This window comes from Allobosea minatitlanensis (assembly GCF_964020775.1).
Window position 1 is genome coordinate 333,694 of the sequence record NZ_OZ224509.1, and the last position, 23,533, is coordinate 357,226.

Below are 23,533 nucleotides of genomic sequence, written 5' to 3' on the forward strand. Positions count from 1 at the left end.
GCGGATGGCCGGCAGCGGCACGACGCCCATCGAGCGGTGCGGAGCCGTCCCGGTCTCGGTCGCCGGGCTGCGCGTCGACGTTGGCTCGGCCGATCTGTATCTCGATTGGCCCGGCCGGGCGGGGCGGCGGCGACGCATTGCCTCTCTTGACGCCCATGACATCGCCCTGCCGCTTTCGCTCACGCCGCCCCTCTCGGAACTGCCGGCGGAAGCGCGGTTTCTCGCCTTTCCAGCGCCGGGCTCGCGCTTGTCTTCCTTCGCGATCGAACCGTTTCTGAAAAGCCTCGATGCCGGCGAGCCCGCCGCGATCGAAGCGGCGGAGCGCTGGATCGAGCGCACCGCTCAGGCCGCCGGCCGGCCATTGGCGGGGACCATGCATCTCCTCGAGGCCGGAGAGGCGACGCTGGTACCCGGTCGCGTGGCGCGGCCGGCGCAAGGGATTCTCTGGGCCTCGGCCGCCGATGCGGCGCTGCTGACCGGACTGCCGGGAGCCGCGCCGGTTCTTCCGGCCATGCCCGCAGTTCCGGTGACGGCGGCCGGCGTGGCCGTCGATCGCGCGGCGGCGATTACCTGCCGCTCGAGTGTCGCGCTGGCCTTGGAGGGCGGGCTCTCGCGGGGCGTCCTCGCCCATCACGAGCGGGTGAAGCAAGCGCTCGCCTTCGCGGAAGCCGGCCGGGAAGACGAGGAAGCCGCGTACATCGCCGGCAAGGGCGACCGCGATCGCGCTGTCCTGGCTGCGACGGTCGCGCCGCTTCTGGCTCCCGCCGCGGCAGGCTCGCTGCACGGCGCTTCGCTGGCGTCGGTGTTCAGCAGCGTCGCCCGGGCCTCTGCGGTCGGCTTGCCCAACACGCCCTGGTCCGCATCCGACGAATACGAGCGCCAGCCGGTCGAGCAGCAGATCGACGCGCTTTCGGGCTGGGCCGGCGTGCGGGCTCGGCGCATCCGGCTGGAGCCGGGCTGGTGGCGCCGGGGCGGGCAATCGATCATCGGTTTCCGGCGGGATGGTGGCGGGCCGGTCGCGCTGATCGCGGGCACCGGCTGGCGAGGCGGATATCGCATCCGCGAGGCCGGCCGCGATCGGCCTGTCGACGCCCGAGTTGCGGCATCCCTGGCTCAGGACGGCTACATCGTTCAGCGCCGCCTGCCGGATACGGCGATGGATGGCCGCGGCCTGCTGCGTTTCGCCGCCCCGCTGGCCTGGCCTGCCTTGGTTGCGATCGTCATCATCGGCCTGGCCGGAAGCCTGCTCGGGCTCGTGACGCCGATGGCGACCGAGATCCTGTTCGAGACGGTCATTCCGGCGGCCTCGCATGCCGAGCTGGTTCAGCTCACGGCCGGCATCGCGGCGCTGGGCCTGGGCGGCATGGTCTTCGAACTCGTCCGCAGCTTGCTGGTCTTGCGGCTGTCCACGCTGCTGAACACCGACCTCGAAGGCGCCGTCTGGGACCGCCTTCTGCGTTTGCCAGCCGGATTTTTCCGAAGCTACACCGCCGGCGATCTCGCCTTGCGGGCCGCGGCGATCAACCAGATGCGAGACGCGGTGAGCGGCACGGCGATCAGCTCGCTGTTATCGGCGGTGTTCTCGGTCTCCAGCCTCGCCCTGATCCTCTATTACGAATGGCGCCTCGCTCTGGTCGCGATCGGCCTCGTCATCGTCCAACTGGTCGTGATGGTCGCGGTCAATCTGCGGATGCTGGGCTGGAAGCGGCAGGCGCTCGAGACGGACGGGCGGCTCCAGGCGCTTGCGCTTCAGTTGATCCAGGGCATCGCGAAGCTGAAAGTCGCCGGTGCCGAGGCGCGGGCCTTCGCAAGGTGGTCGCCGCTGTTCATCGCAAGGCGAGCGCTCGGCTTTCGCCAGGGGGCCTTGTCGTCCGGCTTCTCGGCGTTCGGGACCGCGTTCGGCATCGCCTCGACCGCGCTGCTGGTCGGGATCGTCGGCCTCGGCGGGATCGAGATCGGGATCGGCCGCTTCGTCGCGTTCAACGCAGCCTACGGCCAGTTCGTCTCGGCGACCCTGTCCCTGGGCAGCGTCCTGCCCGCTTTGATGTCGCTGAAGCCGCTTTACGGCCGAGCCGCGCCGCTGCTCGCCGCCTTGCCGGAGAATCTTGGCCGACAGGGCGCCCGGCACGATCTGCGCGGCGGCATCGAGGTCCGCGACGTGGTGTTCCGCTATCGCGGCGAAGGCCCTGCCGTTCTCGACGGCGTGTCGATCAAGGCCAAGGCGGGCGAGTTCGTCGGCATCGTCGGTGCCTCCGGTTCCGGCAAATCCACCTTGATGCGCGTCCTGCTCGGCTTCGAGACGCCGGAAAGCGGATCGGTGTTCTTCGACGACCAGGAACTCGGCAGCCTCGACCCGAGGGCATTGCGCCGCCAGATGGGCGTCGTCCTGCAATCGAGCCGCGCCACGAGCGGCACCATCCTCGACAACATCCTCAACGGCGCCGCGCTGACCGAGGCCGATGCCTGGGAGGCGGCGCGCCTCGCCGGGCTGGAGGCAGACATCCGGGCCATGCCGATGCGTATGTACACCTTCGTCGGCGAGGACGGGACACTTCTCTCAGGCGGTCAGCGCCAGCGCCTGCTGATCGCCCGCGCGGTGGTGCGCCGGCCGCGGATCCTGCTCTTCGACGAAGCGACCAGCGCCCTCGACAACCGCACCCAGCAGATCGTCTCCGAAGGGTTGGAATGGCTCGACGCCACCCGAGTCGTCATTGCGCACCGCCTGTCCACCATCCAGCACGCCGACCGCATCTATGTGCTGCAGGGAGGGCGGGTCGCCGAGGAGGGAAGCTATCGCGAGTTGCTCGAGCGCGGCGGATTGTTCGCCCAACTGGCGCTCAGGCAGGTCGCGTGAACCGGGCATCCGCCGGACGGAAACGCAGCAAACCAAAGAAGGAACCCGACATGACCGACAGCAGCAACCGCAAGCTCGAGGAGACCGAGCTCGACCACGTGCACGGCGCAGGGGCCAATGGGCATTGGGACCATACCGGAAAGTCCTCGATGTGGGTGACCACCGTGCCCGGCGACGCCCATGGCTTCTTCGGGCCGAGCGAGAACAGAAGCTCCGTGCGGCCGGACGGCAATGGCGGCTACATCCGCTGGGACCGGGCCAATAACTGCGAAGCTCCGGCCATCCGCAGGAGCTGAGGCGGTGGCGCCAATCGCTTGATGGAGAAGGCCATGGACAAGGAAAAAGCCAGGATCGACGAACAGCGCTTGGATATGAAGCTGTCCGACGACGATCTGGAGGCCGCGGTAGGCGGCGTCGGTCAAGCGCGCGGGTCCGTCAATGTCGAGGCCCTGGCGCACAAATACGCCGTACGGGACCCGCTCTATCGCCCTGCCAATGTAAAACTTGCAATCGAGGTTGATCATGACTGAAGCCGTCGAGAAATTCCAGGACCATATCCGCTCCATCGCCGGCGATCAGCCGAAGCTGGAAAGCTTTATCACGCAGGTGAAAACGCCCGATGATCTTGTCGCCTATGCCGCGCATGCCGGCTGTCCTCTCGACAAGATCGAGGCCGAGGAATTGTTCGAACAAGGGCGGGCTGCCTATAGCCAGATGCAGAATCAGCTGAGTGACGATGATCTGGACAAAGTGGTCGGCGGCATCAGCTTCACGGCCATCGGCGTCGGCGTCGGCGCGGCACTTGGCATCGCGGCTGTCACGGTTCTGACGGCAGGCGTGGGGACCGGGTTCTTAGCCGCCGCGGTGGCCGCCGGTACCACGACGTGGGGCGGCGTCGTTGCCGGCGTGGCAACAACAGGCGGAGCGATGGCCTTTTCCGGTGCCGTGGTCGGCGGCGGCGCTGGCCTCGTCGTGGACAAGGTGGTCGACGCCGTTAAGTCGTGAAGCGCTTGTCCTGATCGGATAGTTGATATCCTTCGCTTTCATGCGTCAGGAAGCCAGATTCCAGAACGTCCACAATAACAGTGGGCGTTTACCGATCTCCGTCGAGGCGACGTAACCGGCCACCCGACGAAGCCTCTTCTCCAAAACATTCTTTCTATTAAGAAGGATTCACCGCACATGACAGAACAAGCTGCTATTTCCGATAGCCCCCGGTTCATCCGGTTCCAGGGCGTCCTTTCCAAGCTCGCCTCCGACCCTGATGAAGCAAAGCAATTCGCCTCTACTGTAAATGGCCCAGAGACGTTTGCTTCCTATCTCTCCCAGAAGGGAATCGCCGTTAGTGCGAGCGAGGCGGAGACTGTCTACGGAGCCCTGCACGAACTCGCCGGGACGCTGCCCCATCAGGGAGGAGCAGAGCGGCCGCTCGGAGATAATGAATTGGGCGAAGTGGTCGGCGGGGGATGGGGCTGGGTCGCAATCGGCGCGGTCGCCGGGCTTGCCCTTGGAGCGGTGACGGGCGGCGTTGGTCTCGCACTTGCCGGCGCAGCCTTCGAAGTGATTGGTACCGCCACGATCGGAGCCGTCGGAGGCGGACTTGTGGGTGCCGGCAGCGGCGCTGCGGTTGGCGGCATCGCTCAAACCATCAAAAACGCTCTTTCGTAAGACGCGTTTATAAAACAGACGGGAGCGGCAATGCCGCTCCCGTTACTTGCCGCTCGGCCGAGATCGCTGGAATCGCCCGAAAGCCGTCGTTTTTCGCCGCCGGCCGCCCTGGGGCATTGGATTTCTCGTCCTCATCGAGCGCATTCCACCGCCGAGATCCCCGGACTGCCGGCCCAGGCGGAACCTTCGGAGAGACTCGCCGAACAGCAGGCCGGGCGCCTCGTACTGCACCCGCCTCTCAGGTCGCGAAAAGTCCTGAAACCAGAGCTGGCTCGGGAAAACTGGACAGTGCGGATAAGTGGAGTTTCTACCTGAAGGCGGCATGATGGCCGCGACAGGCGAGACCATGGCAAAACGACCGCGGCGGAACCACGCGCCAGCCTTCAAGGCGAAAGTGGCCCTCGCAAGCTGAGCTGACACGGCAGTTCGACGTACATCCGAGCCAGATCACGCAGTGGTGCAATCAGCTTCTCGACGGGGCTGCGGGCGTCTTCGACGGTGAAACACAGGCCGCAGCGCCCGCTCTGGCGGTCGACGTGAAGACGCTGCATGGGAAGATGAATGGCGCGCCCGAAAGGATTCGAACCTCTGACCCTCAGATTCGTAGTCTGATGCTCTATCCAGCTGAGCTACGGGCGCGTCTCAGAGCGTTACGACGCTTGCGCGTCCGGCCTGATGAAGGGGGACATAACCGCTCGCTTTCGTCTTGGCAACCGGAAAATGACGAGCCTGTGCGGACCGCTCCCGCTGTGGATATCCGGGGGGCGGGGGCCGCGCCGGCGGCTCTCAGCGGCGTGTCTCGCCGATGGCGAGCTTCAGCGGACGCTGGCGCTTGGAGCGGTCGGGTGAGCGGGTTTTCGGCAGCTTCTCGGCAATGCCGTAGAGCCGCTCCCGGCGATCGAGCTCGGCCCAGATGTCGTCGGGCGCGATGTCCATGGCGCTCCACAAGGCGACCAGGTTGTAGATCAGGTCGGCGCTCTCCAGGATCGTCTCGCGGCGCTGGTCCTGCAGGGCCGCGATGCCGATCTCGACGGCCTCCTCCGCCAGCTTCTTCGCCATCTTGGGCATGCCGCCGCCGAACAGGCGCGCCGTCCGCGACCGGGCCGGATCGCCCTCGCGGGCCTGCTCGATGGCGGCGTGAAGCCTCTGGACCGAATCAGTCATCATCCGAGCGTCAGGCGCCCGGATGAGAGTTTGATGACAGTGCCGCCACAACGCGCGGAGCGGGCCGCAATGGCCGCCGCCGCGGGCCGGGCGAGGCGGAGGGCAGGCTGCCTTCCGCCTCGCCCGGTCCTTACGCCGGCCGCCGCGGCGGCGGGTGGGGCGGCGGCGCGTCAGCGGGTGGCGCGGCGGGTGGCGCGCACGACGCTGGGGCCGGAGACGGCGCCGGCAGCGCCGCCGACCACCGCGCCGACCGGGCCGGCGACGGCGGCGCCCGTGCCGGCACCGACCGCGGCGCCGCCGATGCGTTGCTCGACGGTGTTGCCGCAGGCTGCGAGCGCCAGCGCGGCGGTCAGGGCGGAGGCGAGAAGAGACAGGCGCATCTGGAGTTCTCCATGGGGCGGAATCGGGGGACGGGAATCGCCAGGCTGGTTTGTCGCCCGGGTTTCCGGTCAGGAAAAGCGGATTTTCGCAGGGCCGGGCGGGGATCCCCCTTGCGATCGACGGAAAAATCCGTATACAGCCGGCATCGCATCAGTCGCACCATTGTCATGGGCGGTGAGGGTCGCGAGGCCCGCTTCGCAGACTGTAGGTTTTTGACCGGCGCGCCTGCAAGGGCGGGCCGATGGAGTTGGTACGATGAAGATCCGCAATTCGCTGAAGTCGCTGCGCGCGCGCCATCGCGACAATCAGCTGGTGCGCCGCAAGGGCCGCATCTACATCATCAACAAGGTCCAGAAGCGCTTCAAGGCGCGCCAGGGCTGAGCTTTTCGCGCGGCTCGCGATGCCGCGCGGCAGGCCGGGACTTTGCAAGGCGGGACGCCCGACGGCGCTCCCGCTTTTTGCGTTGCCTCGCCGCGGCGTGATTTGACGCCGGAGGCTGGCGGTTTAGAATCGGGGTCATGAGCCTGTTCCGCATCAGCTCCGCCTTCCTGGTTCTGGCGCTGACCTCGGCCGGGGCGTCGGCACAGCCGACGCCGCCTCAGCGGCCGGGAGCGGTCGCGCCCTCGGACAGGATGGACAACCCCGCGGAGCCGGAGAGCCAGGCCCCGCGCACGCCGGCCGCGACGCTCGACCGGCTGTTCCAGCGCCTGCACGACGCCAAGTCGCCGGAGGAGGCGAAGGGCGTCGCGAATCTGATCCAGCGGCGCTGGGCGCGCTCCGGCTCGGCTACGGCGGACCTGCTGATGTCGCGGGCGCAGCAGGCGCTCAAGGCCGGGCAGACCGATCTCGCGATCGAACTGCTCGACCGCATCGTCAGCCTGCAGCCGGACTGGGCCGAGGCCTGGAACCAGCGCGCCAACGCGCTCTATCTCGCCGGGGATTCGGTGCGCTCGCTGCTCGACATCGGCGAGACGCTGAAGCGCGAGCCGCGCCATTACGGCGCGATGATGGGGCTCGGCTTCATCCTGCGCCAGCAGGGCGACGACAAGGCCGCCATGGTCGCCTTCCGCAAGGCGCTCGAGGTCTATCCCGAATTCGAGGCGGTCAAGAAAGCCGTCGATTCCCTCCGATACGAGGTCGACGGGCGCGAGACCTGAGCGACCGCCGGCTGCGTTTCCGCTGCCGGCAACGACCGGCCGGCGAGGCGGCCGGGGCCATCTGGCGGAGCCCGTCAGGCCTTGGCGACGTGTTCCTGCGCGACGAAGGCGATGCGCACCATATTGGTCGCCCCCGGCGTGCCGAAGGGGACGCCGGCGACGACGATGATGCGGTCGCCGAGCTTGGCGTAGTGCTCGCGCACGGCGAACTTGCAGGCCCGGAAGGCCATGTCGTCGGCGTCGCTGGCATCCTTGGTGACGATGGCGTGCACGCCCCAGACGAGGGTCATCCGGCGTGCCGTGGCACGGTTCGGCGTCAGCGCGATCACGGTCGAGTTCGGCCGCTCGCGGGCGATGCGGAAGGCGGTCGAGCCGGAGGTGGTCCAGGCGCAGATCGCCTTCAGCTTGAGCGTCTCGGCGATCTCGTGGGCGGCCTTGGCGATGGCGTCGGCGCCGGTGGCTTCCGGCTCGGCGCGTTGGGCTTCCAGGATCGAGCGGTAGACGGCTTCGTTCTCCACCTCCTCGGCGATGCGGTTCATCATCGCGACCGCCTCGACCGGATACTGGCCGGCGGCGCTCTCGGCCGAGAGCATCACCGCATCCGCGCCCTCGAAGACGGCGGTGGCGACGTCGGAGACCTCGGCGCGGGTCGGGACCGGGCTGGTGATCATGCTCTCGAGCATCTGGGTCGCGACCACGACCGGCTTGCCCTTGCCCCGGGCCATGCGGATCATGCGCTTCTGGGTGCCGGGGACCTTCTCCAGCGGCATCTCGACGCCGAGATCGCCGCGGGCGACCATGATGGCGTCGGACGCGTCGATGATCTCCTCCAGGCGGATGAGCGCCTGCGGCTTCTCGATCTTGGCCAGCGCCAGCGCCCGGCCGCGCACGATCTTGCGCAATTCCGCCATGTCCTCCGGCCGCTGCACGAAGGAGAGCGCGATCCAGTCGACGCCGACCTCGGCCGCGACCGCGGCATCGGCGCGGTCCTTCTCGGTCATGGCCGAGACGGGGATGGTTGTGTCGGGCAGGCTCACCCCCTTGCGCGAGGAGAGCCGGCCGCCGACCAGCACCCGGGTCACCGCCCGCTCGGGCGAAGCCTGCTCGACGACGAGGCGCAGCTTGCCGTCGTCGAGGATGAGATGGTGGCCGGGTTCGAGCGCGCTCAGGATCTCGGGATGGGGCAGGTGGACGCGCCGGGCATCGCCGGGGGCGGGGTCGGAATCGAGGATGAAGCGGGCGTCCTTCTCGAGCATGGCGCCGCCGTCGCCGCCGAAGGCGCCGACGCGCAGCTTCGGCCCCTGCAGATCGGCCAGGATGCCGACCGGGCGGCGGAACTTCGTTTCCAGCCCGCGCAGCATCGCCACCTTCTCGGCCAGCGTCTCGCGCTGGGTGTGGCTCATATTGATGCGGAAGACGTCGACGCCGGCGGCGAAGAGCCTGGCGCACATCTCCTCGGTCGCCGAGGCGGGCCCCAGCGTCGCTATGATCTTGATCCGGCGTTCGCGCTTCATCGTCTTCCCCTGCAGCCGGCCTGTCCCTGCCGCCATTCTCTGGTTTCTGTCTGCTCCGGCCGCCTTCAGGGCCGGGGTGGCGCCGCGCCGGTGGTGTCGGTGAGCTGGATGGTCCAGCTCTTCTGTTCCCCGGTATCGACCTCGAAGAAGCCGGCGCGATCATAGCCGCGCGCCAGGCAATCGCCGATGCCGCGAATCGTGAATTCCTTGTTGCGCACGCACATGACGGATTTTCCCGTCCATTCGCCGCCTTTGTCGTAGTCGACGGCGTGCACGTAGTAGTAGCGCGCGGCCAGCGTTCCGCGCAGCAGCGTCTCGCAGCCGCGCGGGCTGATGTTCCACCAGCCTTCGGTCGTCCAGCCCTGCGCGTCGCGATAACCGATCGCGACGCCGACACGGCTGGCGGTGGTGTTGCACATGCGCAGATCGGCTTTCGCCGGCTGCGCGCCCAGCAGCAGGGCGGCGGCGCAGCCGGCGGCCAGGCAGGCGGCCGTTCGAGGATATCCCGGCATTCTCACGGTTCGATCAGGATGACGCGGCAGTCGTTGACATTGGTCAGGGTCGGTCCCGGCTGCAGCAAGTCGCCCAGCGCTTCGAAGAAGCCGGTCGAATCGTTGTCGGCGAGGGATCGGGCAGGATCAAGGCCGATTGCGCGCGCGCGCGTCAAGGTCTGGGGATCGATGATGGCGCCGGCGGGATCGGTGGCCTCGCCGCCGCCGCCATCGGTGCCGTCGGTGTCGCCGGCGAGCGCGACGATGCCGGGCTCGCCCGCCAGCGCCACGGCCAGCGCCAGCGCGTATTCCTGGCTCGGCCCGCCGCGGCCGGAGCCGCGCAGCGTCACGGTGAGCTCGCCGCCGGAGAGGATGGCGGCGCGCCGTCCTTCCGCCTTCAGGCGCCTGGCCAGCTCCGCATGGGCGGCGGCGACCTCGCGCGCCTCGCCTTCGAGATCCGGCCCGAGATCGAGGACCGCGTAGCCGGCTCTTTCGGCGGCGGCGCGGGCCGCGGCGAGCGCATCGGCCGGGCGGGCGACGATGCGGTAGTCGCTGCCGGCGAAGGCGGGGTCCCCCGGCTTCGGCGTCTCGCTGGCATCGTCGTCGAGCAAGGCGCGGGCGGCCGGCGGCAGGTCGAGCCCGTAGCGGGCGACGATGGCGCGGGCGTCGGCCATGCTGCTCGGGTCGGGCACGGTCGGGCCGGAGGCGATGGCGGCGGGGTCGTCGCCGGGCACGTCCGAGATGGCGAGCGTCAGCAGTCGGGCCGGGGCGGCGGCGAGCGCGAGCCGGCCGCCCTTGATGCGCGAGAGCCGCTTGCGGACGATGTTCATCTCGCCGATCGGCGCGCCAGAGCGCAGCAGCGCCCGGGTGACGGCCTGCTTCTCCGCCAGGGTGAGAGCGCCGGCCGGCGCGACCCAGTTGGCCGAGCCGCCGCCGGAAAGCAGCACGAGGACGAGATCGTCGGGCGTGGCGGAGGCTGCGAGCTCGAGGGCGCGCCGGGCGCTGGCGACGCTCCCTGCGTCCGGCACCGGATGGCCGGCGGCGACCATCGGAATCTGCCGCGTCGGCGCGGTATAGCCGTGGCGGGCGACGGCATGGCCGGTGAGGCGCCCGGTCGGCAGGCCGGCGTCGAGATAATGCGCTTCGGCCAGCGCCGTCATGCTGCCGGCGGCCTTGCCGGCGGCGAGCAGGACCAGGCGGCCGCGCGCCGGCGCCGGCGGAAGATGCGGCAGCAGGCAGCCGGCCGGGTGGGCGCGGGCCACGGCGGCGTCATAGATCGCCCGCGCCGTCGCGCGGGGCCCGGAGAAGTCGATGGATGATTGCCGCACGCCGCGTCCCGTTTCCCCCGCCGCCGGTCGAGCCGCGGCCGTTTCGGTGGAATCTTAGGCCGGGCCCGGCCCCGCGTCATCAGGCTTGTGGATATTTAGTCATACTTTTTAGAGGTGCTGCGACATCGCAACTGTTGAGGACGGGGCGGGGGCGGGACGATGCGGCTTGACGTCCGGCCCCCATCCGCGCGAACGCTGCCGGCCGAATTTTTCGATCCCGGAAGGATAGGACATGGACGATCCGGTTCAGGGCGATCAGCTCAAGAGCATCGTCGAGCGCATCGAGCGGCTCGAGGAGGAGAAGAAGACGATCGCCGACGACATCAAGGAGGTCTATGCCGAGGCCAAGGGCAACGGCTACGACGTCAAGGTGCTGCGCAAGGTGGTGGCACTGCGCAAGCGCGACCTCGACGAGCGCAAGGAAGAGGAGGCGATCCTCGATCTTTATCTCCAGGCGGTCGGCGAGACGGCCTGAGCCTCCGTCGAGAAGGCCAAAACGCCGCCCGAGAACGTCTCGGGCGGCGTTTTGCTTGTCAGCGCGATCGCTCGGGCGAAGTGCTTCGACCCGGCCCGCCGTCGCCGGCCGATCCCAAGCCTCGTTCAGCGATGCGTGCGGAAGCGCAGCTCGTCGTCGATGAAGGTCTTCTCGGCGAAGCCGGTCTCGTTGGAGCCGAAGGGCATCTGCGCCTTGAGCTGCCAGGAGGCTGGAATGTTCCAGGTCTTGGCAGTCTCCGCGTCGACGAGCGGATGATAGTGCTGGAGGCTCGCGCCGATGCCGGCGTCGGCGAGCGCGGTCCAGACCGCCAGTTGCGCCATGCCGGTCGAATGCTCGGACCAGATCGGGAAATTGTGCGCATAGAGCGGGAAATTGGCCTGGAGGGCCTTCACCGGCTCCTCGTCCTCGTAGAACAGCACCGTGCCGGCGCCGGCCGCGAAGCTGTCGATCTTCTTGCTCGTCCCCGCGAAATCGGCAGCCGGCACGATCGCGCGCAGCGCCTCGCGGGCGATGTTCCAGAACTTGTCGCTCTCATTGCCGAACAGGATCACGGCGCGCGAGCTCTGCGAGTTGAAGCTGGAGGGCGACAGGCGGATCGCCTCCCGGATGAGGGCATCGACCTGGGTTTCGGAGATCGGCAGATTCTTGCCGAGGGCATATTGCGTGCGGCGCTTCTTGAGCTTGTCGAGCATGACTTCCTCGTTTGTGACACAGGTCGCGCCGGCAGGCCGGTGGGACGGGTTCGTTTCCCCCGAGGGACGTATCCCGGGGCCCGCTTCCTGCGCGAGTGGATCCGAATGGTTCGTGCGAGAGAGGTAGCCGTTCACTTGTGCCGCTAGAATGCCCATATTGGGCACCAGACTGTTGCGTCACGAGGAACGCCGGCATGGCCGAGCTGGACGATATCCGCAGCTTCATCGCGGTGGCCGAGACCGGCGGCTTCGGGCGGGCGGCGCAGGTTCTCGGGCTGTCGAAATCGATCGTCAGCCGGCGCGTCAGCAAGCTCGAGGAGGAGCTGGGCGCGCGGCTGCTGAGCCGCACCACGCGCGGCGTCAGCCCGACCGAGGCCGGCATCGTCTTCAAGGCCCGCAGCGAGCGCATCCTCGAGGCGCTGGAGGAGGCGCGCGAGGAGGTGGCGCAGGCCGGCGGCGTCACGGGGCGGCTGCGGCTGGCGATGCCGCTGACCTTCGGCAACCGCCATGTCGCGCCGCTGCTGCGCGAGCTGGCGCTGGAGCATCCGCGGCTCGAGCTCGACGTCCACGCCAGCGACCGGTTCGTCGACCTGATCGGCGAACGGTTCGATGCGGCGATCCGCATCGGGACGCTGAAGGATTCGAGCCTGATCGCACGGCGCCTCGCGCCGGTCTACACCTCGGTGCTGGGCAGTCCGGCCTATCTGGCGCGCAAGGGGCGGCCGCGGACGCCGCAGGACCTCGCCCAGCATGACTGCCTGCTCTACACCGGCAGCGCCGAGCAGGAATGGACCTTCCGAGCCGGCCGGCGCTGGGTCCCGGTCCGGCCGACGGCGCGGCTGCGCTCCGATAGCGGCGAGACCCTGCTGGAATGGGCCGCGGCCGGGCTCGGCCTCGCCGTTCTTCCGAATTTCCTGGCCTCCGACGCCATCCGCGCCGGGCAGGTCGAGCCTGTGCTGCTGGATTATCCGATGCCGGCGCGCGGGCTTTTCGTCGTGAGGCCGCCCGGAGCCTTCGTCCCGGGCAAGGTGCGGGTGTTGATCGACCTCCTGGTCGCGCGCTTCGGCGCTACGCCCTATTGGGATCCTTGCCAGGACGCGATGAAGGAACGCGGGCTTGCCCTGGAGGAGGCCTGGGAACAGCCCGGCGAAGCCCATCCGGCGGAGGAGCTTTCCGACCCGCATCCGGCGTGATCCGGGGCGTCACGCGCTTTCGCGAGGCCCGCGGCCGGAGCGATGCTCTGGCCGCTCAGTTCTGGACGTAGTTCGTTGGCAGCGGGCGCACTGCCGGGCCGCTGAAGCGGCCCGGCCGGGCGTCGACCGGGTCCGCATGGCTGAAGCCGAGCGCGGCCGCCGGGCTCGGCCCGGCGATCGGCGCGGCCGAGGGTGCGGCGGCACGGGTCCGCGCCGTCGCGACGGTGACGGGCTTGCCGGAGGCGCGCACCGGCCGGGCCACCGTCGCGAACAGCGCATCCAGGCCGGAGCGGTCCATGCCGGCCGGTTGGTCCGGCTGCTCCGGCTCCGAGGCCAGGGGGAGCGAGCGCTGCGTGGCGGTGGCGTAGCTGACGCCGCCTTCGCGCGGCCGGGCCGGCGGCAGGCTGGCGGTGACGAGCATGCCTGGGCCCGGCTGGGCGGCCGGGCCGCCATCGGCGGTGGGCCGCAGCGCCGCGAGCGCCGCATCGGCGAGGGCGGTCGGCCGGATCGGAGGCAGCGGCGCCGGGACCGGCGTTCCGGCGACGAGCGTATCGTCCGGGGCGGCCATCGCGTCGGGGCGGCGCGGCGGCAGCGAGGCGAGGACGAGCCGGTTGGCGCCCGCTTCCGCCTGGGCGAAGGCGAGCGGCCCGGCCGGGCCGGGGAGGGAAGCGAGCTGGACCGGCCCTTCCTCGGCCGGGGCGCTGAGTCCGCGGGGACGCGCCAGGGGCAGGGGGGCGTCGATGAGCTGCGGGCGATTGTCGGGCGGTGCCGGCGCCGCGGCGGCGACGGGCGCGGGGGCCGGTGGCGGCGGCGTCGCCGGTTGCGGGGCGAGGCGTTCCGAGCGCTCGCGCGCGATGGCCTGCACCGCCGGATTCGGGGCGAGGGCGACGGCGAAGCGGCCGCCATCGGCGGAGTTGCTGTCGCCGTAGCCGGAATTGGCATAGGCCATCACGGCGGGCTGCTGGCGCGCTCCGCCGCGACCGCCGCGAACCGGCCGCGCATCGGCCTCCTCGTCGTCGCCGCCGAACAGCGAGGCCCACAGGCTCTTGCCGCCCGAGGCCTGCACGGCGCCTTCATCGGCATCGGCCACCGCATAGCCGGCGACCGCGCCGCCGCCGGAGAGGATCTCGGCCTTGGCCAGCTCATAGCCGGCGAGGGGGCGCCCGTCGGCGGGGATGTGCACCGTCTTCTGGTCCGGGAACAGCCTGACGAGCTGGTCGCGGGTCATGCGCGGCCAGGAGCGGACGGAGCCGACGTCGAGATGCACGAAGGGGGTGTGGGCGTTCGGATAGAAGCCGACGCCGCCGCGCTGCAGCCGCATGCCGACCTCGCGGATGCGGGCCGTCGGAACGTCCGGCAGGTAGAAGTCCATCGCCTTGCCGAGCATGTGCTGGCTGTGTTTGGCGACGGCGCGCGAGCGGCGGCGCAGCATGGCGTTGGTGTTGGGCGAGCGATAGGCCGAGACGACGTGGAAGGGCTGCTCCGAGCCGAGCTGGCGCTGCACCGCCCAGACCACGTCGAACAGGCGCGGATCCATGCGGATCGGCTCGTCGGTGCGCCAGTCGCGCAGGGCCCAGTTGAGCTTTTCCAGCGCGGCGGGGACGTAGCGGCCATCCTGCTTGAAGGTGACGGTGGTCTCCTCCTTGGTATGCATGTGCATGATGGTGATGGTGCGCGTCTCGCCATTGGCGACGGCGTTCTGCGTGCCGCGGATGCCGAGCAGGGAGGCGATCACGGCGAGGCCGAGCGTCGCGACGCGATGGCGGGCTGGCCTGGAGCCGAGACGCAACCAACCCGGAATCGTGGCGTTTATCCTGCCCAATCTGCCTGACCCGTCTCGGTGCCCCCGCCGAAGCGGCGCGTTGAACGTGAACGAACAGTTGCGGAGAAGCGTTAACGACTCGTTAGCAAGCCGTCGAACCCCGCGCCAGGAAATTCTGATTGTGGTTGGCTAAAGGCGGATCGTGGCGAAAAGGCGCCTTTTCCGTGGCGGCTCCTTCATCGACGGGGCTGTCCACGGCGCCTTCCGGCGCCGGGCCGTTTCAGTCCGGCATGGTCGTCCGCGGCGGCGGCGGGTGGCAATTCCGCCGAGCGGACAAGGCTCAACCCTGCTGCTCCAGCGCCTGCCGCACGAGGCGGTGGAAGCCGTAGACGTCGTCGAAGCGCGTGACGTGGCCGTCGGCGCCGATGACGATGGTGTTGTAGACGAGGTGGATCGGCAGCGGCTCGGGCAGGTTGATGCGGCGCTCGCCCTTGCCGATCAGCTTCTTCAGCCGCTCGCTGGTCCAGTCGGGCCCGAGCACCTGGTCGGCCAGGGCGAAGGGATTCTCCACCCGCACGCAGCCATGGCTGAAGGCGCGCTTGTCGGCGCCGAAGAGACGGCGGCTCGGCGTGTCGTGCAGATAGACCGCATGCTCGTTGGGGAACATGAACTTGATCCAGCCGAGCGCGTTGCGCTCGCCCGGCGGCTGGCGCACCGAGATGCCGCCGCCCTTGGTGCGGGTGACGACGTAGCCGCGCTTGGCCGCGTAATCGGGGTCGGCCGCGAGCCCGGGCAGGAATTCCTTCTTCAGGATCGAGGGCGGCACGTACCAGGACGGGTTGACGACGACATGGTCCATCTTGTGTGAGAAGATCGGCGTTGCCGAGCCGGGCTTGCCGATCACCGTGCGGGCGTCGAGGAGCGTGCGGCCGTCGCGGATCACGCGCACGCGCATCTCGGGCACGTTGACCATGATGTGCTTGGCGCCGAGATCGGGCGGCAGCCAGCGCCAGCGCTCCATCTGGGCGATGATGTCCTCTTCGCCGCGGGCCGCGGCCGGCTTGCCGAGCGCGGCGACGGTGCGCTCGCTGAGGATGCCGTTGGCGGGCAGGCCCGCCTTCTTCTGGAAATCGGCCAGAGCCAGCGCGGTCGAGCGGTCGAACACCGAATCGTCGCTCGGGCCGAGGCCGAGGCGGGCGCGCACCAGCGGCACGCGCTCGTCGCGCATGCCGAGCTTGAGCGTCGGCCCGGCCGGGATGCGCACCAGCGGCGTGTCGTCGAGATGCTCGCGCAGCTCGGCGAGCTTGGCCTTGAGGCGGCGGTACTGCTCGTGCGGCGGGTTGTAGGCGGCGAGCACCTTGCCCGCATCGGCGGCGCCGGCGAGCTCGGAGAGCACCTCCGTGGCCGAGGGCAGGTAGAGTGTCGGCGTGATCAGCTTGGAGAGCCGGCGCGGATCGAGGCGGCCGCCGCGCGCGTCGCGGGCGTAGAGCACGGCGAGCGCCGAGAGCCGGACATCGGCGGCGGCGAGCTTGGCCCTGTCGCTCAGCTCGAAGACGGGGAGGGCGTAGTCGGTCGGGCGCAGGCCGTCATCGGCGGCCCGCTCGAGCTGCGCGACGATCTGCTTGCCGGCTGCGGTCCAGCCCTTGGCGTCGATCCAGAACGGCTTGTTCTCGTTGGCCTGGTAGGCGGCGACGATCTCGGCACGCTCGCGCTCGCCGAGGCGGCGGACGGCGACGGCCTCGCTGGCCTGCGCCGCGATGTCGGCCGCGAAGGCGAGGCCCGGCGGCACGGCGATCACCACCTTCGGCAGCTCGGGCGGCGGCGTCAGCGCCTCGATCGTCCGCAGCGGGCCGGGGGCGGCCTCGGCGGGCGGCTGCGCGACCGAGGCCGGCGCGACGGTTTCCGGGACGGGCTGGGCCGGAGCCGCCTGGACGGGCGCGGCCTCGGCCGGGGCGGGGCCCGCCGGCTCGGCCGATTTCGAGGCCGGCACGAGGGCCGGGTCGAGAGCGGGCATCTCGACCGGCGGGATGTCGAGCGCGACCGGCTCGTCTTCGTTCTCGACGGGGGCGGTGGCGTCGATCTCGGCCGTGCCGCGCAGCCTGGCGCCGCTCGCCACGGTGCCGGTGACGATGTCGCTCTCCGGCGCCGGAGCGGCGGCCGCGGCCTGGCCGGGTCCTTCGCCGTCGGGCAGCCTGAGCTGTGGCATCTCGGGCAGCGGCACGCCGGCGGCGGGATCGACGGTGCGAGCGCTTTCGGCCAGCACCGGGGCGCAGCTCAGCATGATGGCCAGGGCGGATGCCGAGGTCAGGTTCGCCCAGTGGCGACGAGGCATAGTCGCTTTCCCGATAAAGGCCGGATCGCGCTCATTCCTGCGTGACTCGGCCGGCTTCGACAAGGTGCGGAGGCGCAACAGCCTCCCGCTTTTCATCCGTCGCGGCTCAGGCCGCATCGGTTTCATCGGACCTGCCCTCGCTTTCGAGCAGCCCGTAATCCTTCAGCTTGCGGTAGAGCGTCGAGCGCCCGATGCCGAGCTTGCGCGAGACCTCGGACATGTGGCCGCGATAGTGCTGCAGGGCGAAGGTGATGATCTCGCGCTCCAGCTCGTCGAGCCGGCGCATGTCGGAGCCGGCGACCAGCTCGAGCGCGTTCGGGTCGCGCACCGGCATGTGGATGATGCGCGGCGGCGCCTCGGCCCGCCCCTCGGCCGGGCCGAGCTGGGCCGGCGCCGCCGGGATCTGGACGTCGTAGCCTTCCATCTGCGCCGCGACCTGCGGGAACTCGGCGAGGCCGAGCTCGGGGCCGTCGGCCAGGACCACGGCGCGGAACATCGCGTTCTCGAGCTGGCGGACATTGCCCGGCCAGTCGTAGCGCACGATCAGCGTCATCGCCTCGTCGGTGATGCCGCCGAGCTTCTTGCCCTCCTCCGCCGCGAAGCGGGCGAGGAAGCCGCGGGCGAGGTCGGGAATGTCCTCGCGACGCTGGCGCAGCGGCGGCAGCGTGATCGGGAAGACGTTGAGGCGGTAATAGAGGTCCTCGCGGAAATCGCCGCGCTTGACCTGGTCGAGCAGGCTCTTGTTGGTGGCGGAGATGACGCGGATGTCGACCCGCACCGATTTCTTGCCGCCGACCGGGTCGACCTCGCTCTCCTGGATGGCACGCAGCAGCTTGACCTGGGCGTCGAGCGGCAATTCGCCGACCTCGTCGAGGAAGAGCGTGCCGCCGTTGGCCTCGACGAACTTGCCGAGATGGCGCTCGGTGGCGCCGGTGAAGGCGCCCTTCTCATGGCCGAACAGGATGGATTCGACGAGGTTGTGCGGAATCGCGCCGCAATTCACCGTGACGAAGGGCTTGCCCCTGCGGTCGCTCGAGCCCTGGATGGCGCGGGCCAGCACCTCCTTGCCGACGCCGGATTCGCCTTCGATCAGGATCGGGATGTTGGATTTCGCCGCCCGCTCGGCCAGCCGGACGACGCGGGCCATGTCCGGGCTCTTGGTGGTGAGGTCGCGGAAGCCGAGCGTGTTGGAGGCGCGGCGCTTGATGTGGCGCAATTCATGTTCGAGGGCGCCGAGCTTCAGAGCGTTCTTGAGCGAGACCTGCAGGCGCTCGGCGCCGACGGGCTTGACCACGAAATCGACCGCCCCGGCGCGCATCGCCGCGACCACGGTCTCGATCGAGCCGTTCGCGGTCTGCACGATGGCGGGCTTGCCGATCTCGCGCTCGCGCAGGGCTGCGAGCACGCCCATGCCGTCCAGCCCCGGCATGTTGAGGTCGAGCACGATGGCGTCGATCGCCTCGCCGTCCGGCCCGGCCAGCAGCGTCACGGCGGCCTGCCCGTCCTCCACCGCGACGACGTCATAGCCGAAGCGCTTGAGCATCGCGTCGAGAAGGCGGCGCTGGACGGGATCGTCGTCGACGACGAGAACGGTGGCGGTCATGACACCTCGAAAGACGGCGCGACGGGACGGCGGGACGATGGCTCCGGGGGAATCGCCTGTTCCGTTCTGGGGCATCGTCGGCCAGAAGGGTTAAGCGGAGTTTAAATCCGCCGCCCCCGGACGATGAGGCGCGCCGCCGAGATTGATCGAGCGGCGGATGCCGGCCTAAGTGATGAGAGGCCCCGAGCGGCGAGACGGAGAGAGCATGCTGTTCCAGACGATGCGAGCCCAGATTGTTCACGGCCAGGCGGCGGCGCAGGGCAGCGGCGCTGCCGTCGACGCGGCGCTGGGCGAACTGCCGGAATGGAATCTGGACGATCTCTATCCCGGCATGGAGTCGGCCGCCTTCAAGGACGATCTCGCCCGGGCCTTCACCGAGGCGCAGGCGCTGGCCGGGCGCTATCGCGGCAAGCTCGCCGAACTGGCCGGCCGGCCCGACGGCAGCGCGCTGCTGGCCGAGGCGGTCCGGGCCTATGAGAGCCTGAGCGATCTGCTCGGCCGGATCGGCGCCTATGCCGGGCTGGTCTATTCCGGCGACACCACCGATCCCAAGCGCGCCAAGTTCTACGGCGACACGCAGGACAAGCTCAACGCGGCGATCACGGAATTGCTGTTCTTCGAGCTCGAGCTCAACCGGATCGAGCCGGAGGTGCTGGCGAAGGTCGCGGGGGAGGCGCCGCTCTCGCACTGGAAGCCCTGGCTCGACGACCTCGCCAAGGACAAGCCGCACCAGCTCGACGACCGGCTGGAGGCGCTGTTCCACGAGAAGTCGATGACGGGCGCCGCCGCCTGGAACCGCCTCTTCGACGAGACCATCGCGGCGCTGCGCTTCGAGCTCGACGGCGAGGAGCTGACGCTGGAGCTGACGCTCAACAAATTGCAGGACGCCGATGGCGAGGTGCGCCGCAAGGCGGCCGAGGCGCTGAGCAAGGTCTTCCGCAAGGAATTGCGGATCTTCGCGCTGATCACCAACACGCTCGCCAAGGACAAGGAGATCTCCGACCGCTGGCGCAAGTTCGAGGACGTCGCGGATTCGCGCCATCTGGCCAATCGGGTCGAGCGCGAGGTGGTGGACGCGCTCGTGTCCGCGGTGCGCGAGGCCTATCCGCGCCTCTCGCATCGCTATTATCGCCTGAAGGCGAAATGGTTCGGCCGCGAGGCGCTGGATTTCTGGGACCGCAACGCGCCGCTGCCGCAGGTCGAGCAGCGCACCATCCCCTGGAACGAGGCGCGCGACACGGTGCTCTCGGCCTATGGCGCCTTCTCGCCGAAGATGGCCGAGATCGCGCGGCGCTTCTTCGACCAGCGCTGGATCGACGCGCCGCCGCGTCCCGGCAAGGCACCGGGCGCCTTCGCGCATCCCACGGTGCCCTCCGCGCACCCCTATGTGCTGCTGAACTACCAGGGCAAGCCGCGCGACGTGATGACGCTGGCGCATGAGCTGGGGCATGGCGTGCACCAGGTGCTGGCGGCGCCGAACGGGGCGCTGATGGCGCCGACGCCGCTGACGCTGGCCGAGACGGCGAGCGTCTTCGGCGAGATGCTGACCTTCCGTCGCCTGCTCGACGGCACGACCGATCCGAAGCAGCGCAAGGCGATGCTGGCGGCGAAGGTCGAGGACATGATCAACACGGTGGTGCGCCAGATCGCCTTCTACTCTTTCGAGCGCAAGGTCCACGAGGCGCGCCGGCAAGGCGAGCTGACCGCCGAGGCGCTATGCGACCTGTGGATGGGCGTGCAGGCCGAGAGCCTGGGGCCGGCGATCCGGCTGTCGAGCGGCTACGAGCCGTATTGGTGCTACATCCCGCACTTCATCCATTCGCCGTTCTACGTCTACGCCTATGCCTTCGGCGACTGCCTGGTGAACTCGCTCTACGGCGTCTACCAGAGCGCGGCGGAGGGCTTCCAGGACCGCTATTTCGCCCTGCTCGCGGCCGGCGGCAGCAAGCCCTATGGCGAATTGCTGCAGCCGTTCGGCCTCGACGCCAAGGACCCCGGCTTCTGGCAGATCGGGCTTCGGATGATCGAGGGGATGATCGTCGAGCTGGAAGGGATGGAGTAGGGCAGCGGCCGCTGCTCGGGCAGTCGGCAGTCGGGAGGCGGAACGCAGGGCAATCGACCGTCGGCTGCCTATTGCCGGCCGCCCCTCTTCAGAACTGCACCCTCAGGCCGAGCTGCGAGACATTCGCGGTATAATCGGCGCCGATCGCCGACGAGTTCAGCATCTCATGGGTGAAGCTGGCGCGGATCGCGAAGGTCCGGGTCAGCTTGTATTCGAGCCGGGCGCCGATATTCGTGTAGTCCTCGCGCAGGCCCTGGCCCTCATATTCTGTGCGGCTGAAATTGGTGAAGCCGGTGATGGTGAAGTTGCGGCGCAGCGCATGGGCGACTTCCAGCGTGGCGCGCCGGACCGTGGTGCCGGAGGAGCCGGCGATGGTGGTGTCGCCGAGCTCGGCGGTGCCGCGCAGGGTCACCGTTGTCAGCGCCGTCGGCGACCAGAGGATCGAGGCGTCGCCGACGAAGCCGCGCAGGTCCTTCAGCCGCCCGTCCTCGTAGCGCCGGTTCTGGTAGCCGCCGGAGACCTCACCGGTCAGTTGCCGGCTGATCTCGAAGGTCGAGCCGAGCCTGGCCGTCATGCCGTCGGAGGAGCGCCGGTAGCCGTTGCTGTCGACGGTCTCGTCGAAATCGCGCCGGTCGATCTCGGCCTGGACGAAGGGCTTGAAGCCGGGCGTGACCTCGTAGGCCGCGCGCAGGCGCAGGCCGTAATCGGTCAGGTTGCGGTCCTTCTGCGAGAGGAGCGCGCCGCTGCTGAGCCGGGCGTCCTCGTAGTCGCTGCGGTCGACCGAGCCGCGCAGCGTGAGCTGCAGCCGGTTGATGTCGTGGGTGACCCCGGCCGAGCCGCCATATTGCCAGACCAGAGGCCGGCCCTGGACATTGGCCGTGAGGTCGGGCGAGCCGGGGCGCTGGGTGTCGAGGTTGAGCCGGCTTTCGAGCAGGATGCGGGTGTCGCGCGAGGCGTCGAGCCTGAGATCGAGATTGCCCTGGGCGTCGGGGCGGGAAGCCTCGCGGTTACGGAAGAAGTCGGTATAGCCGCCGCGCAGCCGCCCGGACAGCTCGTGCACGCGCCAGTCCGACTGCACCGCGAGCTCGCCTTCGTAGCGCCCGAAGGCCGAGCCCTTGGTGCCGGGCGTGGCGCTGCGCTCCGGGTTGGTGTCGTAGCCGAAGAACGGGGTGATCGCCGGCTTCAGCGTGACGCCGCCGACGCGCAGGCCGAGCGCCGCCCAGGGATCCTCCTCGATGGCCGTGCGCCGGCGCGGGGGCGGGGCGGCCGGCATCGGCACGGGCAAGGTGGTCACGGCGGGGGGCGGCGCCCGGAACTGGCGCTGCGTGACGCCGCGCAAGGCCGGAGCCTGCACCGGCACGCTCGCATAGGGCGGCCGGCGCGACGAGATGGCGGAGGCCTGGTCCTGGATGAGCGAGGCGGGGTCGCGGATCGCCTGCGGATCGGCCGAGACGGGCGCCAGCGGGGGATCGGGCGCGGCCGGGGGCTGGGCGATGTAGTCCGGCGTGCCGGTCCGGAGGCCGTTGCGCGGCTGCTGCGCGGCCGCCGGCAGGCCGGCGAGCCCCAGCCCCGCCAGCGCGCAGCCGGATATCAGCAGGGTCTTGACGCGGCCGGACACGGGTTTTGCGGCGCTCCAGAGTGGCAGAAAGTGCCAGCGGCAGGTCACGCGCCCCGGGGAAGGCGCATGGTTAACGGAGTTAGAACGAACAGGGTTAACGACCCGTCAACGCGGCGGCGGCCGGCGCATCGGCGGTGGAAATGCGGCGCCGGCCCGTGCTACAGCGCCGCCATGACCGACGAGATCCGCGCCTCCGCGCTCCGCACCATCGCCACCGAACGGGAGGGGCTCGACACCCTCCATGCGGCGCTCGACAACGGGCTCGGAGACCCCTTCGCCGAGGCGGTGGCGCTGATCCTCGGCGCGAGCGGGCGCGTGATCGTCTCCGGCATGGGCAAGTCCGGCCATGTCGGGCGCAAGCTCGCCGCGACGCTGGCCTCGACCGGCACGCCCGCGCATTTCGTCCATCCGGCCGAGGCCAGCCATGGCGATCTCGGCATGGTGCGGCCCGAGGACGTGGTGATCGCGCTGTCCTGGTCCGGGGAGACGGCGGAGCTTGCCGCGCTCGTCGGCTATACGCGGCGCTTCCGCGTCGGGCTGATCGCCTTCACCGCCAATCCCGAGAGCACGCTGGGCCGGGAGGCCGATGTCGCGCTGATCCTGCCCAAGGCGACGGAAGCCTGCCCGAACGGGCTCGCCCCCACCACTTCGACGACGATGCAGATCGCGCTTGGCGACGCGCTGGCGGTGGCGCTGCTGGAGGCGCGCGGCTTCTCGCGGCAGGATTTCTTCGTCTACCACCCGGGCGGCAAGCTCGGCGCCCAGCTCAAGACGGTCGAGAGCATCATGCATCGCGGCGCGGAGCTGCCGCTGATCGGACTCGACACCGCGCTGCCGGACGTGATCGCGATGATCTCGCAGAAGAGCTTCGGCTGCGCCGTCGTGATGGACCTCGACGGCAGGCTGGCCGGCGTCGTCACCGACGGCGATCTGCGCCGTAAGGCGGCGATGGCGGGCGGAGCCGCGCTCAGGGCGCGCGACATCATGACCGTCAATCCGCGTCGCGTCGGGCCGGAGACGCTCGCCGTCGAGGCGCTGGAGCTGGTCAACCGCCTGCGGATCACGGCGCTGATCGTCGCCGATGCGGAAGAGCGGCCGGTCGGGCTCGTCCATGTCCACGACCTGCTGGCGATGGGCGTGGCGTAACCCGCCCCGCCATGCTCGGGCTCGACCCGGGCATCGCATGACGCTGCCGGTTCCCCGGCCCGCTCAGCCCGA

Annotated in this window: 21 protein-coding genes, 1 tRNA gene and 1 pseudogene; 12 read left to right on the forward strand and 11 right to left on the reverse strand. The window is 69.8% G+C overall.

From position 1 onward, the window contains the following. The first annotated feature begins 4 nt into the window (after positions 1 to 4). From ACWH43_RS01575 to ACWH43_RS01600, 6 genes and pseudogenes are all read left to right on the forward strand, one after another. Positions 5 to 2,854: an NHLP bacteriocin export ABC transporter permease/ATPase subunit gene (locus tag ACWH43_RS01575; RefSeq protein ID WP_448153390.1), complete on the forward strand. Its 2,850-nt coding sequence runs from the start codon at positions 5 to 7 to the stop codon at positions 2,852 to 2,854. Positions 2,855 to 2,904: 50 nt separating this feature from the next. Beyond that, positions 2,905 to 3,150, forward strand: coding sequence for a hypothetical protein (locus ACWH43_RS01580; protein WP_158443989.1), 246 nt, complete (start codon positions 2,905 to 2,907; stop codon positions 3,148 to 3,150). A 33-nt stretch (positions 3,151 to 3,183) separates the two neighbouring features. Next, the gene (locus ACWH43_RS01585; protein ID WP_158443988.1) at positions 3,184 to 3,384 is read left to right on the forward strand and encodes a hypothetical protein; all 201 of its coding nucleotides are present in this window, start codon (positions 3,184 to 3,186) and stop codon (positions 3,382 to 3,384) included. Continuing rightward, positions 3,377 to 3,859, forward strand: coding sequence for a hypothetical protein (locus tag ACWH43_RS01590; protein ID WP_158443987.1), 483 nt, complete (start codon positions 3,377 to 3,379; stop codon positions 3,857 to 3,859). Before ACWH43_RS01585 ends, ACWH43_RS01590 begins: the two co-directional genes overlap by 8 nt. A gap of 177 nt (positions 3,860 to 4,036) precedes the next feature. Next, positions 4,037 to 4,522 carry a hypothetical protein gene (locus ACWH43_RS01595; RefSeq protein ID WP_260348185.1) on the forward strand — a complete coding sequence of 162 codons (486 nt, stop codon included), beginning with the start codon at positions 4,037 to 4,039 and terminating at the stop codon, positions 4,520 to 4,522. Between the two features lie 346 nt (positions 4,523 to 4,868). Beyond that, a pseudogene (locus ACWH43_RS01600) lies at positions 4,869 to 5,082 on the forward strand (transposase); the annotation flags it as partial. 2 nt (positions 5,083 to 5,084) lie between these two features. Here the strand turns inward: ACWH43_RS01600 and ACWH43_RS01605 are convergent. The 3 genes from ACWH43_RS01605 to ACWH43_RS01615 form a co-directional block, all read right to left on the reverse strand. After that, positions 5,085 to 5,161 (reverse strand) — tRNA-Arg (locus tag ACWH43_RS01605). Positions 5,162 to 5,308: 147 nt separating this feature from the next. Then, a complete protein-coding gene (gene hisE, locus ACWH43_RS01610; protein ID WP_260348184.1) occupies positions 5,309 to 5,689 on the reverse strand; it encodes a phosphoribosyl-ATP diphosphatase in 381 nt (126 codons plus the stop codon). A 167-nt stretch (positions 5,690 to 5,856) separates the two neighbouring features. Continuing rightward, the gene (locus ACWH43_RS01615) at positions 5,857 to 6,066 is read right to left on the reverse strand and encodes a hypothetical protein (RefSeq protein WP_158448165.1); all 210 of its coding nucleotides are present in this window, start codon (positions 6,064 to 6,066) and stop codon (positions 5,857 to 5,859) included. A gap of 256 nt (positions 6,067 to 6,322) precedes the next feature. Between ACWH43_RS01615 and ykgO the strand changes: the two genes are divergently transcribed. Together ykgO and ACWH43_RS01625 are read left to right on the forward strand one after the other, a co-directional pair. Then, positions 6,323 to 6,448 (forward strand): type B 50S ribosomal protein L36, encoded by a 126-nt coding sequence (gene ykgO / locus ACWH43_RS01620; RefSeq protein WP_055726794.1) that lies wholly within the window; start codon positions 6,323 to 6,325, stop codon positions 6,446 to 6,448. A gap of 137 nt (positions 6,449 to 6,585) precedes the next feature. After that, on the forward strand, positions 6,586 to 7,224 hold the full coding sequence (locus ACWH43_RS01625; RefSeq protein ID WP_158448166.1) for a tetratricopeptide repeat protein: 639 nt from the start codon (positions 6,586 to 6,588) through the stop codon (positions 7,222 to 7,224). Between the two features lie 74 nt (positions 7,225 to 7,298). Here ACWH43_RS01625 and pyk read toward each other — a convergent pair whose 3' ends face one another. From pyk to ACWH43_RS01640, 3 genes are all read right to left on the reverse strand, one after another. Then, positions 7,299 to 8,738 (reverse strand): pyruvate kinase, encoded by a 1,440-nt coding sequence (gene pyk / locus ACWH43_RS01630; protein ID WP_158447021.1) that lies wholly within the window; start codon positions 8,736 to 8,738, stop codon positions 7,299 to 7,301. A 65-nt stretch (positions 8,739 to 8,803) separates the two neighbouring features. Continuing rightward, positions 8,804 to 9,250 carry a DUF1036 domain-containing protein gene (locus ACWH43_RS01635; protein ID WP_158447022.1) on the reverse strand — a complete coding sequence of 149 codons (447 nt, stop codon included), beginning with the start codon at positions 9,248 to 9,250 and terminating at the stop codon, positions 8,804 to 8,806. 2 nt (positions 9,251 to 9,252) lie between these two features. After that, positions 9,253 to 10,557, reverse strand: coding sequence for a glycerate kinase type-2 family protein (locus tag ACWH43_RS01640; protein WP_158448167.1), 1,305 nt, complete (start codon positions 10,555 to 10,557; stop codon positions 9,253 to 9,255). A 232-nt stretch (positions 10,558 to 10,789) separates the two neighbouring features. Between ACWH43_RS01640 and ACWH43_RS01645 the strand changes: the two genes are divergently transcribed. Further along, complete coding sequence (locus ACWH43_RS01645; RefSeq protein ID WP_047574439.1) at positions 10,790 to 11,032, forward strand: DUF2312 domain-containing protein; 243 nt, start codon at positions 10,790 to 10,792, stop codon at positions 11,030 to 11,032. Positions 11,033 to 11,157: 125 nt separating this feature from the next. Here ACWH43_RS01645 and ACWH43_RS01650 read toward each other — a convergent pair whose 3' ends face one another. Continuing rightward, on the reverse strand, positions 11,158 to 11,745 hold the full coding sequence (locus ACWH43_RS01650) for a nitroreductase family protein (protein ID WP_260348183.1): 588 nt from the start codon (positions 11,743 to 11,745) through the stop codon (positions 11,158 to 11,160). 194 nt (positions 11,746 to 11,939) lie between these two features. Between ACWH43_RS01650 and ACWH43_RS01655 the strand changes: the two genes are divergently transcribed. Next, positions 11,940 to 12,938 (forward strand): LysR family transcriptional regulator, encoded by a 999-nt coding sequence (locus ACWH43_RS01655; protein WP_158447030.1) that lies wholly within the window; start codon positions 11,940 to 11,942, stop codon positions 12,936 to 12,938. Between the two features lie 55 nt (positions 12,939 to 12,993). Here the strand turns inward: ACWH43_RS01655 and ACWH43_RS01660 are convergent, their stop codons facing one another. The 3 genes from ACWH43_RS01660 to ACWH43_RS01670 form a co-directional block, all read right to left on the reverse strand. Then, positions 12,994 to 14,727: a DUF882 domain-containing protein gene (locus ACWH43_RS01660; protein WP_260348182.1), complete on the reverse strand. Its 1,734-nt coding sequence runs from the start codon at positions 14,725 to 14,727 to the stop codon at positions 12,994 to 12,996. A gap of 313 nt (positions 14,728 to 15,040) precedes the next feature. Continuing rightward, positions 15,041 to 17,032, reverse strand: coding sequence for a L,D-transpeptidase family protein (locus ACWH43_RS01665; protein WP_260348181.1), 1,992 nt, complete (start codon positions 17,030 to 17,032; stop codon positions 15,041 to 15,043). A gap of 106 nt (positions 17,033 to 17,138) precedes the next feature. Then, positions 17,139 to 18,635 (reverse strand): sigma-54-dependent transcriptional regulator, encoded by a 1,497-nt coding sequence (locus ACWH43_RS01670; RefSeq protein ID WP_158448169.1) that lies wholly within the window; start codon positions 18,633 to 18,635, stop codon positions 17,139 to 17,141. Positions 18,636 to 18,840: 205 nt separating this feature from the next. Here ACWH43_RS01670 and ACWH43_RS01675 point away from each other — a divergent pair, with 205 nt between their 5' ends. Continuing rightward, positions 18,841 to 20,697: a M3 family oligoendopeptidase gene (locus ACWH43_RS01675; RefSeq protein ID WP_158448170.1), complete on the forward strand. Its 1,857-nt coding sequence runs from the start codon at positions 18,841 to 18,843 to the stop codon at positions 20,695 to 20,697. Between the two features lie 88 nt (positions 20,698 to 20,785). Here the strand turns inward: ACWH43_RS01675 and ACWH43_RS01680 are convergent, their stop codons facing one another. Next, positions 20,786 to 22,315 carry an outer membrane beta-barrel protein gene (locus ACWH43_RS01680; protein ID WP_158448171.1) on the reverse strand — a complete coding sequence of 510 codons (1,530 nt, stop codon included), beginning with the start codon at positions 22,313 to 22,315 and terminating at the stop codon, positions 20,786 to 20,788. A gap of 171 nt (positions 22,316 to 22,486) precedes the next feature. On the opposite strand from ACWH43_RS01680, the gene ACWH43_RS01685 reads away from it, so the two are divergent. Further along, positions 22,487 to 23,461: a KpsF/GutQ family sugar-phosphate isomerase gene (locus ACWH43_RS01685; protein ID WP_158447018.1), complete on the forward strand. Its 975-nt coding sequence runs from the start codon at positions 22,487 to 22,489 to the stop codon at positions 23,459 to 23,461. Positions 23,462 to 23,533: the final 72 nt, after the last annotated feature.

What these genes read in the sequence shown, in the direction of transcription:
- hisE (WP_260348184.1), bottom strand. Translation starts at nt 5,689, where the DNA reads ATGATGACTGATTCGGTCCAGAGGCTTCACGCCGCCATCGAGCAGGCC.
- ACWH43_RS01645 (WP_047574439.1), top strand. Translation starts at nt 10,790, where the DNA reads ATGGACGATCCGGTTCAGGGCGATCAGCTCAAGAGCATCGTCGAGCGC.
- ACWH43_RS01580 (WP_158443989.1), top strand. Translation starts at nt 2,905, where the DNA reads ATGACCGACAGCAGCAACCGCAAGCTCGAGGAGACCGAGCTCGACCAC.
- ykgO (WP_055726794.1), top strand. Translation starts at nt 6,323, where the DNA reads ATGAAGATCCGCAATTCGCTGAAGTCGCTGCGCGCGCGCCATCGCGAC.
- ACWH43_RS01675 (WP_158448170.1), top strand. Translation starts at nt 18,841, where the DNA reads ATGCTGTTCCAGACGATGCGAGCCCAGATTGTTCACGGCCAGGCGGCG.
- ACWH43_RS01595 (WP_260348185.1), top strand. Translation starts at nt 4,037, where the DNA reads ATGACAGAACAAGCTGCTATTTCCGATAGCCCCCGGTTCATCCGGTTC.
- ACWH43_RS01670 (WP_158448169.1), bottom strand. Translation starts at nt 18,635, where the DNA reads ATGACCGCCACCGTTCTCGTCGTCGACGACGATCCCGTCCAGCGCCGC.
- ACWH43_RS01615 (WP_158448165.1), bottom strand. Translation starts at nt 6,066, where the DNA reads ATGCGCCTGTCTCTTCTCGCCTCCGCCCTGACCGCCGCGCTGGCGCTC.
- ACWH43_RS01575 (WP_448153390.1), top strand. Translation starts at nt 5, where the DNA reads ATGGCCGGCAGCGGCACGACGCCCATCGAGCGGTGCGGAGCCGTCCCG.
- ACWH43_RS01655 (WP_158447030.1), top strand. Translation starts at nt 11,940, where the DNA reads ATGGCCGAGCTGGACGATATCCGCAGCTTCATCGCGGTGGCCGAGACC.
- ACWH43_RS01685 (WP_158447018.1), top strand. Translation starts at nt 22,487, where the DNA reads ATGACCGACGAGATCCGCGCCTCCGCGCTCCGCACCATCGCCACCGAA.
- ACWH43_RS01665 (WP_260348181.1), bottom strand. Translation starts at nt 17,032, where the DNA reads ATGCCTCGTCGCCACTGGGCGAACCTGACCTCGGCATCCGCCCTGGCC.
- ACWH43_RS01650 (WP_260348183.1), bottom strand. Translation starts at nt 11,745, where the DNA reads ATGCTCGACAAGCTCAAGAAGCGCCGCACGCAATATGCCCTCGGCAAG.
- ACWH43_RS01625 (WP_158448166.1), top strand. Translation starts at nt 6,586, where the DNA reads ATGAGCCTGTTCCGCATCAGCTCCGCCTTCCTGGTTCTGGCGCTGACC.
- ACWH43_RS01585 (WP_158443988.1), top strand. Translation starts at nt 3,184, where the DNA reads ATGGACAAGGAAAAAGCCAGGATCGACGAACAGCGCTTGGATATGAAG.
- pyk (WP_158447021.1), bottom strand. Translation starts at nt 8,738, where the DNA reads ATGAAGCGCGAACGCCGGATCAAGATCATAGCGACGCTGGGGCCCGCC.
- ACWH43_RS01590 (WP_158443987.1), top strand. Translation starts at nt 3,377, where the DNA reads ATGACTGAAGCCGTCGAGAAATTCCAGGACCATATCCGCTCCATCGCC.
- ACWH43_RS01635 (WP_158447022.1), bottom strand. Translation starts at nt 9,250, where the DNA reads ATGCCGGGATATCCTCGAACGGCCGCCTGCCTGGCCGCCGGCTGCGCC.